Source organism: Paenarthrobacter sp. NPDC089988, assembly GCF_044748465.1.
GTDB lineage: Bacteria > Actinomycetota > Actinomycetes > Actinomycetales > Micrococcaceae > Arthrobacter.
In genome coordinates, this window is sequence record NZ_JBIVGD010000002.1 from 163,900 (window position 1) to 178,935 (window position 15,036).

Consider the following 15,036-nt stretch of genomic DNA (forward strand, 5'->3'; position numbering starts at 1 on the left):
AAGCGGTGATGGATACGGCACAGAGCCCGACGGCGGAACGCGCCTTCCGTCCGGAGGTCCAGGGCCTGCGGGCGTTGGCGGTGCTGATGGTGGCCGCGTACCACATCTGGCTGGGCAGGGTGTCCGGCGGTGTGGATGTGTTCCTGCTCATCTCGGCGTTCCTGTTGACCTTGTCCTTCACCCGGAAGCTGGAGAGCCACAAGCCGCTCCAACTCCTGAGGCACTGGCTGCACGTCTTCAAGCGGCTGCTGCCCGCCGTCGTCGTGGTTTTGCTTGCCGTCCTCACGGCTACCTGGACCTTTATTCCGCAAAGCCGTTGGCCTGACGTCCTCGCCGAGGCGTGGGCCTCCCTGCTGTACCGGCAGAACTGGCAGCTTGCCGAGTCCGCGGTGGACTATTACGCCCAGGACCATTCGGGAGCGAGCCCGCTGCAGCACTTCTGGTCCCTGTCGGTACAGGGCCAAGTCTTCATTCTTTGGCCGTTGGTCTTTGCCGCGGTGGCTCTCCTTCAGCCGCACCTGGCCAAACTGTTCCCGCACAGCAAGGCCATGGCCCACAGGCAGTTGTTGTTCATGGCGTTCGGGCTGATCTTCGTGGCATCGCTCATTTTCTCGATCGACCAAACGGCCACCAACCAGGAGATTGCGTACTTCGACACCCGTACCCGGCTGTGGGAGTTCGCACTCGGCTCCTTGCTGGCCCTGGCGCTGCCCTATCTCAAACCGGGGCGCCGCCTGCGGGTGTTCCTGGGCTGGGCCGGGCTGGCCGCCATGCTGTCCTGCGGGCTGGTCCTGACTGTTGACCGCTCCTTCCCAGGCTTCGTCGCTTTGTGGCCTACGCTGGCCGCCGCTGCCGTGATCGTGGCCGGTCAAAGCCATAGCCGCTTTGGCGCGGACCGTTTCCTCAGCTCCAAGCCGCTGGTCCTGGTCGGCGACAATTCCTACGCCCTGTACCTTTGGCACTGGCCGGTCCTGGTGTTCTTCCTCCTGGTCACCGAAACCAGCACGCCCAATATCCTCCAAGGCCTGGCCATCATGGCAGTTTCCATGGTGCTGGCCGTCGCCACCACCCGCTACGTGGAACGCCCGCTGCGCCGCTGGGAGTGGCCGAACGTGCGGTCCTGGCGTGCCGCCGTCGTGATTGCTTCGTGTGGCGCGCTCCTCGCATTGCCGGTCACCGTCTGGCAGGGGGCCATTTCTTCGGAGAGCGCTGCGATCGCTGACCAGCCCATGGAGCTGACTCCCGGTGCTGCCGCACTCGCGCCGCAAAACGCCGGCCAACCAACACCGGACGCCAGGATCATCCCTGCCCCCGCAGCCATGAAAGACGAATGGGCGGATATCGACGGTCTGTGCACCGGGGACAACGTGCCGTCCGATCCGTTGTTGGAGGGTTGCCTCCAAAACGACGATCCGGAGGTGGTCACCAAACGGATCGTGGTCCTTGGCGATTCCCACGCCCAGCAGTACATGGCGGCCCTCGGCCCCATTGCCAAAGCGCACGGCTGGGAAGTCGTGACACTTCTGAAAGGCAGTTGCCGCTTCGGGGCGGAGTCGGAGGAACGGACCGACGAATGCAACGAGTTCAACAAAGCCAGCGCCGCCTACGTCATGGAACACAAACCGGACGCGGTGTTCACCGTGGCCTCGCTGACCCACGTGACAGCGCCGTTCGAGACGGAGGTGCCCGGGTATTTGGACGGCATCAAGCCGTTCACGGATGCCGGGATTGACGTGGTTGGAGTCCGCGATAATCCACGCTTCAGTATCAACATGCCCGAGTGCGTCCAGAAAAAGGGTCCGGATTCGCCCGATTGCAACGCCCCGCTGGAAGAGTCGCTGGCCGCGTCCTCGCCGCTGGATGACTACGTGGGCAAGGTGGACAGGCTCTTCCTGATGGACATGAGCGACTTCATTTGCGAGCAGGGAACATGCCCTGCCGTGGTGGGGAACGTCTACGTTTACAAGGACGATAACCACCTCACCAAGACCTACGTGCAGAGCATGATTCCCATGTTCGAGGAGCGGTTGCTGGCGGCGACAGGATGGTCGGCCAGCTAGCCCCACCAGCCACTCGCGCACCAGGCGAAGCACGACGGCGGCCTGCCGCCAGTGCTGTTGCTCACACTCGGCCGCCGCGGAATATGGCGACGGGCGCTGAGGTTCTAGTATTTATCCAACACTTCTGCACAGGCCAGTCCCGTAATGACGGGCTGGTCATCAGTTGCAACCCCTACCAGTTCCAGTCCCCAAACCCAGGTAAGAGGCGCACTCATGACCCAGCCCGAACACGATCCTTTTGGCTTCATTGGCCTGACCTACGACGACGTCCTGCTGCTTCCCGGACACACCGACGTCATCCCGTCCGACGCTGACACCTCCTCCCGCCTTTCCCGGCGCATCTCCGTCCAGACGCCGCTGCTCTCCGCAGCCATGGACACCGTGACCGAGTCCCGCATGGCCATCGCCATGGCACGCCAGGGTGGCCTCGGGGTAGTCCACCGCAACCTGTCCATCGACGACCAAGCCGAGCATGTGGACCGCGTGAAGCGCAGCGAGTCCGGCATGATCACCAACCCGCTCACCATCAATCCCGAAGCTACGTTGCAGGAGCTCGACGAACTGTGCTCCCGCTACCGCGTTTCCGGCCTGCCGGTGGTCGATCCGGAAGGCCGCCTCCTGGGCATCGTCACCAACCGCGACACCCGCTTCATCCCCGAGTCTGAGTTCCCCACCCGCCGTGTCAGCGACGCCATGACCAAGATGCCCTTGGTCACCGGCCACGTGGGCATCAGCCGGGAAGAGGCCTCCCACAAGCTGGCCACCAACAAGATCGAGAAGCTCCCGCTGGTGGACGACCAGGGCCGCCTTAAGGGCCTGATCACCACCAAGGACTTCACCAAGGCTGAGCAGTACCCGCTCGCCACCAAGGACGACGAGGGCCGCCTCCGCGTAGGTGCTGCCATCGGCTTCTTCGGCGACGGCTGGGAGCGCGCCATGAAGCTCATCGACGCCGGCGTTGACGCGTTGTTCGTGGACACGGCCAACGGCCACTCGCAGGGTGTGCTGGACATGATCGCCCGCCTGAAGTCGGATCCCGTTGCCGCGCACGTGGACATCATCGGCGGCCAGGCAGCCACCCGCGAAGGTGCCCAGGCACTCATCGACGCAGGCGCCGACGGCATCAAGGTTGGCGTGGGCCCCGGTTCGATCTGCACCACCCGCGTGGTGGCCGGCGTGGGCGTTCCCCAGATCACGGCCATCTACGAGTCCGCCAAGGCTGCGATTCCGGCCGGCGTGCCGCTGATCGCCGACGGCGGCCTGCAGTACTCGGGCGATATCGGCAAGGCCCTCGTGGCCGGTGCCGATACCGTGATGCTCGGCTCCCTGCTCGCCGGTTGTGAGGAGTCCCCGGGAGACCTCATCTTCGTCAACGGCAAGCAGTTCAAGAGCTACCGCGGCATGGGTTCCCTCGGCGCCATGCAGTCCCGCGGCAAGAACACGTCCTACTCCAAGGACCGTTACTTCCAGGCCGACGTCTCCGGTGACGACAAACTGATCCCTGAAGGCATCGAAGGCCGCGTGGCCTACCGTGGCCCGCTGGCCTCGGTTGCCTACCAGCTGGTCGGCGGCCTCCGCCAGACCATGTTCTACACGGGCGCTCCCACCGTTGCCGAACTCAAGGCCCGGGGCAAGTTCGTCCGCATCACGCCGGCCGGCCTGAAGGAATCACACCCGCACGACATCCAGATGACCGTCGAAGCGCCGAACTACAACTCGCGCTGACACACTCAAGGTTCCCCGTGGTCTTCCACGGGGAACCCTTGTTTTTGTGCCGGATGCGGGTTCGGCCGGCCTCCTGGCTGACGGGGGTAGGCATAGGCTGTCAACATGTCTGAAATACCGTCGGGACCACGTCACCCGGAATCCGTCCGGGTGACCAAGGCGCCGCCCCGAAAGCTTGCACTGCGCCCGTACGCACGCGCCGTCGGACAGGTCCTGAAAGTGAGTTTCAAGGCCTCGCCGGCCGCCGTCGTCATGAAGGTGGCCGGTTCGCTGATCTCGGCCACTTTGCCGCTCGTCACCACCTATTTCGCCGCGCTCACCACCACGGCTTTGGCGGCCGGTTACGCGGGAGACCCCGACGCCGGTCCGCGGGCAGTTTTGTACGTCGTCATCACCGCTGCGCTGGGGCTGTTCTGGGGCGGGTTCAGCAGCGTGGACCGCTACATCCAGCAGCTCATGAGCTTCCGCGTAGGTGCGATCGTGGGGGACCTGATGTACCAGAGGTTCCTTGCGTTGGAGTTCTGGCGCTACGACGACAAGGAAACGGTAGACCTCTACGACCGTGCCAAGCGGTTCTCCGACTCCTACGCCCGGGTGCTGGACCGCATAGCCGCCATCTTTACGCAGCTCGTTTCCGTCATCCTGGCCATTGGCGCCCTGGTGTTGGTCAGTTGGTGGATTGCCGTAATTGTCCTGGTGGCGATCGTTCCCAGCGTCTACCTGCAGTTCAAGCTCTCCCGCGAGCAGATTGCCCATTGGAACACCCAGGTTGATTCCCGTCGCCAGCGCAGGATGATCGAACAGAACCTGCTCCGGCCGCAGCACATCGCGGAAATGCGGCTGTACGGGATCGTGAACTACCTGATGGATCTCCGTTCCCGCCTGCGCGACGCGGACGAACGCCGCCGGCTCGATTTCCAGAAGCGCTACATCCCCAAGCAACTCGCCGCCGACGCCCTGCAGTATGGCGCGGAGGTTGTCTCGTTGGTCTGGGTGGTAGGCCAAATCATCGCCCGCGCCCAACCTGTGGGGCAGTTCCTGTACGTCCAGCAGATCGTGAGCCGCGCGCTGTCAACGGCCAACAACCTGGTCTCTTCCCTCAGCTCCATCGACGAGGACCTGGCCAACCTGAAGGACTACGAGCTGTTCATGGCGCTCCCGGTTCCCAGCGGACACGAGCCGCCGTTGACCCGGTCTCCGCAGACCGTGGAGATGCAGGACATCCGCTTCAGCTACACCGGCAGCGACATCGAAGTCATCAAGGGCATCTCGCTGACCATCAAAGCCGGTCAGCACATAGCGATTGTTGGGGAGAACGGAGCTGGTAAGTCCACCTTGATCCGCATCCTGGCCGGGCTCTACCGGCCGGATTCCGGCCGTGTACTGCTCGACGGCGTGGATCTTGCCCATGTTGATGTGACCAGTTGGCACCGGCACCTGGCCGTTTTGAGCCAGGAGTTCCTTAAATACGAGTTCGCCACAGCAGCCGAGAACATCTACCTCGGCGACGTCGAACAGCCTCGGGACGACCAGCGCGTCCGGCGCGCGGCCTCGGATGCGGAGGCCATGGAATTCATCAGCAAATTGCCCAACGGTCTGGAGAACCACGTCAGCAACTGGATGGAGGATCCCCGTGGCCGGAAGGGCAGCGGATTGTCCGGCGGCCAGTGGCAGCGCCTGGCCATGGCCCGGAACTTCTACCGCGATGCGTCCTTCATGGTCATGGACGAGCCCACCTCGGCCATCGACGCCTTGGCCGAACACCGGATCTTCACCCGGCTGTTCGCGGACAGGAGCAGCACCATCATCGCCATCAGCCACCGGCTGGCAACCATAGAGAAGGCAGACGTGGTGTACATGCTGGAAGACGGGCGGATTGCCGAGCAGGGGACACATAAGGAACTGGTTGCCCTACGCGGGCGCTACTTCCGGATGTTCGAGTCCCAGCTCACCGTGGAGGAGACCAGTCGTCACGACCCTGCGGCCTAGAGCGGGCCGTATCCGGCGTTGCCGTAGGGATCACGCCACGTCACCAGGTCCTGTTCCAGCAGCGCCCGGAAGCGGGGATCAGTCGCTGCCTTGCGACGAAGGGACTCGCGTGAACGCCCCATGATGGTGGCCGGGACAATGATGGCGCCCACCAGAAGGCAGACGACGAACGCCAGCACCATGGCCAGCGTCAGCAGAGTCCCGGGATCCTGCCACGTGGATGGTTTGGCCGTGAAGGCAAACAGCCCAATGAAGACGATCAGGATGAACGCCACGAAGGACAGCGCGCCACGCAGGTTCCCGGGACCACGATTGACCAGGGCCCGGTCTGTCCGCGGCAAGCGATCCCGCACCTTGACGTAAAAGACGCCGCAGAGCACTGCGAGTGCCGCGCCCGGAATGCCGAGGGAGGGAAGCAGCGCGAACGTGCCGAGTCGAACGGCCAGGAGGACGCCCATCAGCACCAGGACTGTGCCGATCCCCACTCCGGCAGCCCAGGCACCCATATACGAGCCCCGTGCCCCGGCGATCTCGCGCAGGCGTGAGCGCGCACCCGCGGGGGTGACCGCTGCGAGTTCCGGGGAAAGCCAGTAATCCAGCGGACGGTCAGGAGGGGAGAGGGGGGATGGACCTGTTTGGTAGCTCACCCGGGTTATCGCTCCAGCCCCGCGCGGATCAGGGAGTCGAGTTGCCCACGCTCAAGCGCCGACGACTCAAGGTTCTCGCCTTCCCCGGTCGCGATGGACAGTGCACCGTCTGCTTCCGCTTTGACGTGGACCGCTCGGGAGGTTCCGTCAATAAAGTGCTGGCGGGTTGTGGCGGCAGCGGGGAATCCGTCCGGCGCCTGGCTCAGATAGTAGTCCGCCATCTGCACGGCCGTGGTGATCATGCCCTCGGTGCCCGTGATGGGGTGGAGTTCGTGAACGCCGTACTTGCTCAGGTTGAGCAGCAGTGCGCCCTGCTCGGCGCCGAACATGAACGAGACGTGCTCCGACGAAGGCGTCACGAGGGCTGTTTCCAGCCACGAGGTGGAATCCGCCAGGACAGCCGTCACGGTTGCGGCCGGCCCCACCGGCAAGAGCGCGTCGTTTTCGATCTTCATCAAACCACGCTCCAGCAACGTGGAGACACCGGCTTGTTCCAATGGTGACCCGGCGGCGTGATCGAGGCGGAACAAGGTCTGGCACCTCAGCGCGCCGTCGGTGCCGGCCAACGCAATCAGGGCAATGAGCTCATGCTCGGTGATGAGCAAAGCCTGGTTCTCTTCGGTCTGGGTGGTCATTTCTGCCCTCTCTTGAGCGATTCTGTGTCCAGTCTAGGAAATGGGCGGTTCAAGTGAGCCATCCCCAGACCTTCTTCGCGCCGTCGGCTATGGATTCCCCCACGTCCTTTGCGCCTTCCCAGACATGCTTGGCGCCGTCAGCCACCATGGATGAAGCGGAGTCGTACCCCAGGTGCGTGGCCAGGAGGCCGAGGCCGCCCCACGCGATGCCAGCGACGGCGCAGGCAGGGCCGATCACGGGAACAAAGCTGCCTACGGCCAAGGCAGCGGAGATGCCGCCATCTACTGCCACTCCGGGATGTCCCGTTTGGATCCCTTGGTAGACCTGCAAACCACCGGTAACGATGCCCAGGGCTCCGGAAAGCCGGCCCAGCATCGACGTGCCGTTGAGCAGTTGAGTGCCCTTGACATATCCGGCACCGGCGGCCTGACCGTATTGGGCGCTCAGCCAAGGCCACCGAGTCAGTTCCGTGACCAATCCGCCTTTTGCCATCTGGGCAAGGATGTTGTCCGCAAACAGGCCGCCGGCGGTCACCAGGCCGTTTCCAGCCCACCATTCCTCGCTACCGGTGACGCCGAACAGTCCTTCGAGACCAGTGACAGGAGTTGGCTGGTTTCCGCTTCCACCGGGAATCGGCGGATGAGCCGGTCCACTTGGCCCATAGCCGAGGGCACCGCCCGGGGTGCTTGCCTTGTCTTGTTCATCGGCCTGGGTGCGGAGGGTCTTGGACGCGTCATCCAACGAACGCGCCGTTTTGTGCAGGAGGGGCCGCAGGGTGCTGCTCCATTCGCGGCGGAACCGGTCTCCGTCCGTTCCCTTCCAGGCAACGCTGGAGATCAGGCCGCTGATCTGGAGTTCCTGGTTCTGGAGCCGGCTGCCGGCCTGTCCCATTTGTTTGGATAACGAGCGGAGCTGTTCAATGTCGGCTCCGTAGAATCCAGGCGCCATGGGTCCCCCTTTGCATGGTGTGGTTGTGTTTTCGCAGGCTATCGGATAGTTCCGGGACTCTGCCATGGGCAGCCCTGCCCATGTGGAGGGGCAGTTCCAGTGGTTCATTGGCGCGTTTTGTGAAGTGCTCCCCGTGATGGGCGAACCGGCGTTCAGGGAGCGGTCCAGTAAAGTAAGAGCCGTGACTTATGAGATTGAGATTGGCCGTGGCAAGCGTGGGCGTCGTGCCTACTCCCTGGATGACATCGCGATCGTCCCGAACCGCCGGACGCGCGACCCGAAGGATGTCTCGGTCTCGTGGCAGATCGACGCCTACAAGTTCGATACGCCGGTGATCGGCGCTCCCATGGACTCCGTGATGTCTCCCGAAACTGCGATTGCCTTGGGCCGCCTGGGTGGCCTTGGTGTCCTGGACCTCGAAGGCCTCTGGACCCGTTACGAGAACCCGCAGAAGGTCCTCGACGAGATCGCCGGCCTGGCGGACGAGACCAGCAGCCCGGCCGTCACCCGCCGGATGCAGGACCTGTACCAGGCTCCGGTCCAGCCGGAACTCATCAGCTCCCGCTTGGCCGAGATCCGCGCCGCCGGAGTCACCGTTGCCGGATCCCTGACCCCACAGCGTACCCAGGAACACTACAAGACCGTGGTGGCTGCCGGCGTCGATATCTTTGTGATCCGCGGTACCACCGTCTCCGCCGAGCATGTCTCCAAGAACCACGAGCCGCTCAACCTGAAACAGTTCATCTACGAACTGGATGTTCCCGTCATCGTTGGCGGCGCGGCCGGTTACACCCCTGCCCTCCACTTGATGCGCACCGGCGCGGCCGGCGTCCTCGTCGGTTTCGGCGGCGGTGCCACCACCACGACCCGCCGTGCACTGGGCATCCATTCGCCCATGGCTTCCGCCATTTCCGACGTCGCTGCGGCCCGCCGCGACTACATGGATGAGTCCGGCGGACGCTACGTGCACGTCATCGCCGACGGCGGCATGGGCAGCTCCGGCGACATCGTCAAGGCCATCGCCATGGGCGCAGACGCCGTGATGCTGGGCAGTGCTCTTGCCCGTGCCGAGGAAGCCCCCGGCCGCGGCTGGCATTGGGGACCCGAAGCACACCACCTCGAGTCGCCGCGTGGTGACCGCGTCAACGTTGGCACCGTGGGCCCGCTTGAGGAAGTGCTGTTCGGGCCGGGCCACCACACCGATGGAACGTCCAACCTGATCGGTGCCCTGCGCCGGTCCATGGCCACCACGGGCTACTCCGACCTCAAGGAGTTCCAGCGCGTGGACGTGGTGGTCTCGCCCTACGCAGGCAATTAATACCTCGGTATCATCAACCCCCGCAGGGTCCGGAGCAATCCGGACCCTGCGGGTTTTTGCTTTGCTTCCGAAGGCGCCGTGCCGTCCCTGCCAGGCTGGCACTGCCCACGACGGCGGCCAGCAAGTAGGGTAGGGGGACTACCAGCAATTGCGTTTGAGGAGGAGTCCGATGAGCAATGTCGCAGGCGGCCCACAGGTGAATCTCTCCGGAGCCCTGAGCCCGGAGTCCCGTGCCGCTTCCATCGAAGCCCTGAAAGCCACGGCGGAGTCAGGCAAGGAACTGGACATCCTGATCGTCGGTGGAGGCGTGGTGGGTGCAGGGGCTGCGCTGGATGCCGTGACGCGCGGCCTGACGGTGGGTATCGTGGAAGCCCGCGACTGGGCCTCCGGAACCTCCTCGCGTTCCTCCAAGCTCATTCACGGCGGGCTTCGCTACCTGGAGATGCTGGACTTCGCGTTGGTCCAGGAAGCTCTCCAGGAACGAGGCCTCCTGATCCAGACCATTGCTCCGCACTTGGTACGTCCCGTGCCCTTCCTGTACCCGTTGACCCGACGGGTGTGGGAACGCCCCTATGTTGGCGCGGGCATCATGCTGTATGACACCCTCGGCATCACCTCTGGCCACAGCCGTGGCGTCCCCATGCACAAGCATTTGTCCAAACGGGGCACCCTGCGGGCAGCTCCGAGCCTGAAGGATGACGCTTTCGTCGGTTCCATCCGCTACTACGACGCCCAGGTGGATGACGCCCGCCTGGTGGTGAACGTGGTCAGGACCGCGGCGCATTACGGCGCCTACGCCGCCAACCGGGTCCGTGTGGTGGATTTTCTTCGCGAGGGCGAACGCGTTGTTGGGGCCAGGCTGGAGAACCAGGAAGACGGCAGTGTCTTCGAGGTCCGTGCCAAGCAGGTGGTCAATGCCACCGGGGTCTGGACCGATGAGACACAGGCCATGGTCACGGACAGGGGCCAACTGAAGGTCAGGGCGTCCAAGGGCATCCACCTGGTGGTCCCGCGGGACAGGTTCCAATCCACCGTGGGCTTGATCCTTCGCACGGAGAAGTCGGTGCTCTTCGTCATACCCTGGGGCCGGCATTGGATCATTGGCACCACGGACACAGATTGGAAGCTGGACAAGGCGCACCCGGCGGCCTCCAGCAAGGACATTGACTACGTCCTGGAACACGTCAACCGCGTCCTCAAGCGACCCCTCACCCGCGAAGACGTGGAAGGCGTCTATGCGGGACTTCGGCCGCTGCTCGCCGGGGACAACGACTCCACCGCCAAGTTGTCCCGCGAACACGTGGTGGCACACCCGGTCCCCGGGCTCGTGGTGGTGGCCGGAGGCAAGTACACAACGTACAGGGTCATGGCCAAGGATGCAGTGGACGAGGCAACCCGGGCCATGGACGAGCGCGTTCCCTCCAGTTGCACCGAGACCATTCCGCTGCTCGGCGCCGAGGGCTTCAAAGCGGCGTGGAACCGTCGCGCCCGCTCGGCCGACGAGGCCGGGGTCCACGTGGCCAGGGTGGAGCACCTGCTCAACCGTTATGGGTCCATGGCATCGGAAGTGTTGGAACTGATCGCCCGCCAGCCCGGGCTGGGAGAACCGCTGCCGGGTGCGGACGACTATCTGGCGGCCGAGGTGGTCTACGCCACCACGCACGAGGGCGCACGTCATGTTCACGACGTTTTGACGCGCAGGACGCGGATTTCCATCGAAGCATGGGACCGGGGTGTGTCCGCCGTGCCCGTAGTGGCTAAGCTGATGGGAGAAATCCTCGGCTGGAGCGAAACCCAGCGCGAAAGCGAAATCAAGCACTATCTGGCGCGGGTAGAGGCCGAACGGCTGAGCCAGGAGCAACCCGACGACGAGTCGGCAGATGCCGCGCGCATGGGAGTGGATGACATCGTGCCCCTTCGCTGACGCGTCGGGAACCAAGAAGCCGGGGAGTTGCGGCCGGGAGGCCACACTGGAGGGAAACACGACTTGGCCGAACCACTTGACCGGTATGACGCGGAACTGACCACGCCGGACACCGTCATTCTTGAACTTGTTGCAGCAGACAAGAGTGATGCCGCGGCCCAACTTGCGGAAAGGCTCTACGCCGCCGGCCGGATCTCCAACTTGGAAGGGTTCCTGGAGACCGTCAATTCGCGCGAACACCAATTGGCCACCGGCTTGCCGGGCGGCATCGGACTGCCGCACGCCCGCAGCGAATATGTGGACCGGATCTCCATCGCCGTGGGCGTCACCAAATTCGGGCATTCCCTCGACTTCGGTGCCAGTGATGGCCCGGCCACGGTGGTCCTGTTGATCGCGACCCCCGCAAGCTCCTTCTCCGACCACTTGGAAGTCCTGGCCACCCTGGCCCGTTCCCTATCCAAGGAGTCCTTCCGTGAATCGCTCCGCCGGGCGCACGATCCCGAGGTCATCTCCGAACTCATCAACTCAAGCCTGGTGTTCTTCGACCACTGAGGGCACAACCCGTTTCGTTGTTCTACAGCCGGACGAAGTACGGTTAAGGGGTGTTGAAAACTGCGTTGAAACCCCGTTGGATCGCAGGACTGGTCTTTGCGCTCCTGCTGTCCGGGGTGTTCGTGCTGCTCAGCCAGTGGCAGCTGAGCCGCTCCACGCAGCACGAACCGCCGGAGCCGTCCAGCGTGGAGGATGTCAAACCGTTGGTGGACGTCCTCAAGCCTGGACAATTCTTCCCCGGATCGGTCCAGGACCAGATGGTCAGCGCTACGGGACACTACGACGCCGGAAAACAAGTCCTCGTCGAGGGCAGGCTCTACAACAACCAAAAGGGCTATTGGATCGTCTCGGCGTTCGCCGTGGACAACGCTCCCAAGCTCAGCGGCGTCGCGGCGTCGCCCCAGACCTGGATTCCGGTAGCCCGCGGTTGGGTGGCCGATCCCGCCCAAGCCGACCAGCCGCCGTCGGGCACTGTTACGGTGACCGGCCGCCTGTTGCCGTCTGAAGCGCCGGTGCCAAATGTCGACGCCGGTCCAGGCCGTGCGTCTGCCGTCGCCGTTGCGGAACTCATCAACGACTGGGGAGTGTCCAGCTACCCAGGCTTCGTTGCCGCAACTTCCCAAACCACGGACGCGGGACCCGTCGCCGCGAACGACGCCGTCAAGGCACTGAACATTCCCGCCCAACCCCCGGCCCAACAGGTCAATTGGCTCAACCTGTTCTACTCCGTGGAGTGGGTGGTCTTCGCAGGATTCGCGCTGTACATCTGGTGGCGGATGGTGGCAGACGACTATCGCCGTGGCCTCGAAGGCGATGAGGACGAGTATGACGACGAGCCCGACGACCATCCAGCCCCGGACCAACAAGCAACTGAGCCAAACAACAGTGAGCCAGAACAAAAGGTGCAACCATGATTGAGCCCAAACCGGCAATCCAGCCCGAACAGTCCGGCCCCAAGCCCAAGAAGCGGCGGTTCGGCGGAACGGAAGCCCAGATCCGTTCGGCGTTGAAGTTCTACAAGGTCATGGCCTACCTCACCGGTGCCATGCTTCTCCTCCTGTGCGCTGAACTGATCGCCCGTTACGGCTTTGGGGTGTCCCTCTTCGCGGGCGGAACGGACGCCGTGACCGGCCAGCCGTTCGGGTTCGGGTTCGCAGCATCGGAGCCCAAAGGCGTGATCGGCGGATTCAACATTTCCACAACGGTCCTGATCGTCCACGGATGGATGTACGTGGTGTACCTGATCTCCAACTTCCGTCTGTGGTCGCTCCTGCGTTGGCCGTTCTCCAAGCTGATCCTCCTGGCACTGGGCGGCGTGGTTCCCCTCATGTCCTTCATCGTGGAGAAGAAGTTCCACGCACAGGTGGAGGCCGAACTGGCCGCGAATCCCCAGGCGTCCAAGCGCTACTGACAGGCCGCGGGGCATGCCCGGTGTGAGATGCCTTACGGCAGCGCCGGTTTTGACCCCTCGGGGGCCGTTCCGGTGTGCACCGGGGCGGCCCGGCAAAGTAGTCTTGTTTGGTGACTACTCCCACCGCACCCCAGACTTCGCAGAAGCCGGTGCTGGTTGTTGACTATGGTGCCCAGTACGCGCAGCTGATTGCCCGCCGCGTCCGTGAAGCGAATGTGTATTCGGAAATCGTTCCGCACACCTTCACCACCGAGCAGCTTCTGGCCAAGAACCCGGCAGCCATCATCCTGTCCGGCGGACCTTCCAGCGTTTACGCCGAAGGCGCCCCATTCGTGGAAGCCGACCTCTTCGAGGCAGGCGTTCCCGTTTTCGGCATCTGCTACGGATTCCAGGCCATGGCCAACGCCCTGGGTGGCAAGGTTGCCCAGACCGGCCTGCGGGAGTACGGCGCAACCGAAGCCCTTCTTGTTGGCGACGCACGTTCCATCCTTGACGGTGTCCCGGCGTCCCAGAACACCTGGATGAGCCATGGCGACTCCGTCCATGAGGCACCCGAGGGCTTCGAGGTGCTGGCGACGACTGCCGGAGCTCCAGTGGCCGCGTTCGCCAACGATGAGAAGCGCCTTTACGGTGTGCAGTGGCACCCTGAAGTGAAGCACTCCGTCCTTGGCCAGCATGTCCTCGAGAACTTCCTGTTCAAGGGCGCCGGCCTGACCCCCAACTGGACCACCGGGAACATCCTGGAGGAACAGGTTGAACGCATCCGCGAGCAGATCGGCGACTCCAAGGTTATTTGTGGCCTCTCCGGCGGCGTTGACTCCGCCGTCGCAGCAGCATTGGTTCAGCGTGCCGTGGGGGACCAGCTGACCTGTGTGTTCGTGGACCACGGACTTCTTCGTGAAGGCGAAGCCGAGCAGGTGGAGCGCGACTTCGTGGCCGCCACCGGCGTCAACCTCTATGTTGCCAATGAGCAGGAGCGCTTCCAGTCCGCATTGGCAGGGGTCAGCGATCCCGAGACCAAGCGCAAGATCATCGGCCGGGAATTCATCCGCGCCTTCGAGGAGGCGGAGCGGGCCATCATCGCCCAGGCCGCTGCCGAAGGCGAAAAGATCAAGTTCCTGGTCCAGGGCACGCTCTACCCGGACGTCGTCGAGTCCGGCGGCGGCGAGGGTGCAGCGAACATCAAGAGCCACCACAACGTGGGCGGGCTTCCCGAAGACCTGCAGTTCGAGCTCGTGGAGCCGCTTCGGGCCCTCTTCAAGGATGAGGTGCGCGCTGTTGGCGCCCAGTTGGGCCTGCCGCAGGAAATCGTCGGCCGCCAGCCCTTCCCGGGCCCCGGCCTGGGCATCCGCATCGTAGGGGAAGTTACCAAGGAACGGCTGGACCTGCTGCGCAAGGCTGACGCCATTGCCCGTGCGGAACTGACCGCTGCCGGCCTGGACAACGACGTGTGGCAGATGCCGGTGGTGCTGCTGGCGGATGTCCGCAGCGTCGGCGTGCAGGGTGATGGCCGTACTTACGGCCACCCGATCGTGCTGCGTCCCGTGTCCTCCGAGGACGCCATGACCGCCGACTGGTCCCGCCTGCCTTATGACCTCCTGGCCCGGATCTCCAACCGGATCACCAACGAGGTGGACGGCGTGAACCGCGTGGTGCTGGACGTGACCAGCAAGCCGCCGGGAACCATCGAGTGGGAATAGCAGTGTGAATGGCCGGTCTCCTTCGGGAGGCCGGCCATTGTGCTGCCCGCCTGAACCTTGCTTTGCGGAACTGTGAAATGACGGCGAATTTTGCCGTGACCAGTGTTGCGGAGCGGGCTCCGGGCG

General features: G+C 64.1%; 12 protein-coding genes. 9 read left to right on the forward strand and 3 right to left on the reverse strand.

The genetic code is table 11. The annotated features are described in order from the left end of the window. The first annotated feature begins 8 nt into the window (after positions 1 to 8). The 3 genes from ACIPV6_RS04020 to ACIPV6_RS04030 all read left to right on the forward strand — a co-directional run bounded on the left by ACIPV6_RS04020 (position 9) and on the right by ACIPV6_RS04030 (position 5,774). On the forward strand, positions 9 to 2,060 hold the full coding sequence (locus ACIPV6_RS04020) for an acyltransferase family protein (protein ID WP_400269632.1): 2,052 nt from the start codon (positions 9 to 11) through the stop codon (positions 2,058 to 2,060). 213 nt (positions 2,061 to 2,273) lie between these two features. Further along, positions 2,274 to 3,785 (forward strand): IMP dehydrogenase, encoded by a 1,512-nt coding sequence (gene guaB, locus ACIPV6_RS04025; protein WP_400269633.1) that lies wholly within the window; start codon positions 2,274 to 2,276, stop codon positions 3,783 to 3,785. A gap of 105 nt (positions 3,786 to 3,890) precedes the next feature. Further along, the gene (locus ACIPV6_RS04030; RefSeq protein ID WP_400269634.1) at positions 3,891 to 5,774 is read left to right on the forward strand and encodes an ABC transporter ATP-binding protein; all 1,884 of its coding nucleotides are present in this window, start codon (positions 3,891 to 3,893) and stop codon (positions 5,772 to 5,774) included. Here the strand turns inward: ACIPV6_RS04030 and ACIPV6_RS04035 are convergent. Genes ACIPV6_RS04035 through ACIPV6_RS04045 form a run of 3 tightly spaced genes read right to left on the reverse strand, consistent with a single transcriptional unit; the run spans position 5,771 to position 8,005 of the window. Beyond that, complete coding sequence (locus tag ACIPV6_RS04035) at positions 5,771 to 6,421, reverse strand: hypothetical protein (protein WP_400269635.1); 651 nt, start codon at positions 6,419 to 6,421, stop codon at positions 5,771 to 5,773. The two genes, ACIPV6_RS04030 and ACIPV6_RS04035, sit on opposite strands and share 4 nt — an antisense overlap. A 5-nt stretch (positions 6,422 to 6,426) precedes the next feature. Continuing rightward, positions 6,427 to 7,056, reverse strand: coding sequence for a hypothetical protein (locus tag ACIPV6_RS04040; protein ID WP_400269636.1), 630 nt, complete (start codon positions 7,054 to 7,056; stop codon positions 6,427 to 6,429). A 49-nt stretch (positions 7,057 to 7,105) separates the two neighbouring features. After that, positions 7,106 to 8,005, reverse strand: coding sequence for a WXG100 family type VII secretion target (locus ACIPV6_RS04045; RefSeq protein WP_400269637.1), 900 nt, complete (start codon positions 8,003 to 8,005; stop codon positions 7,106 to 7,108). Positions 8,006 to 8,186: 181 nt separating this feature from the next. On the opposite strand from ACIPV6_RS04045, the gene ACIPV6_RS04050 reads away from it, so the two are divergent. From ACIPV6_RS04050 to guaA, 6 genes are all read left to right on the forward strand, one after another. Beyond that, entirely contained in the window at positions 8,187 to 9,323 is a 1,137-nt protein-coding gene (locus ACIPV6_RS04050; RefSeq protein WP_397322005.1) for a GuaB3 family IMP dehydrogenase-related protein, read from the forward strand. Positions 9,324 to 9,492: 169 nt separating this feature from the next. After that, entirely contained in the window at positions 9,493 to 11,247 is a 1,755-nt protein-coding gene (locus tag ACIPV6_RS04055; RefSeq protein WP_400269638.1) for a glycerol-3-phosphate dehydrogenase/oxidase, read from the forward strand. A 63-nt stretch (positions 11,248 to 11,310) separates the two neighbouring features. After that, positions 11,311 to 11,799, forward strand: coding sequence for a PTS sugar transporter subunit IIA (locus ACIPV6_RS04060; RefSeq protein ID WP_400269639.1), 489 nt, complete (start codon positions 11,311 to 11,313; stop codon positions 11,797 to 11,799). A gap of 50 nt (positions 11,800 to 11,849) precedes the next feature. Next, positions 11,850 to 12,713, forward strand: a complete 864-nt coding sequence (locus tag ACIPV6_RS04065) for an SURF1 family protein (RefSeq protein ID WP_400269640.1) — start codon at positions 11,850 to 11,852, stop codon at positions 12,711 to 12,713. Beyond that, positions 12,710 to 13,210, forward strand: a complete 501-nt coding sequence (locus tag ACIPV6_RS04070) for a DUF3817 domain-containing protein (protein ID WP_400269641.1) — start codon at positions 12,710 to 12,712, stop codon at positions 13,208 to 13,210. Before ACIPV6_RS04065 ends, ACIPV6_RS04070 begins: the two co-directional genes overlap by 4 nt. A gap of 110 nt (positions 13,211 to 13,320) precedes the next feature. Beyond that, entirely contained in the window at positions 13,321 to 14,910 is a 1,590-nt protein-coding gene (guaA, locus tag ACIPV6_RS04075; protein ID WP_400269642.1) for a glutamine-hydrolyzing GMP synthase, read from the forward strand. The last annotated feature ends 126 nt before the right edge of the window (positions 14,911 to 15,036 follow it).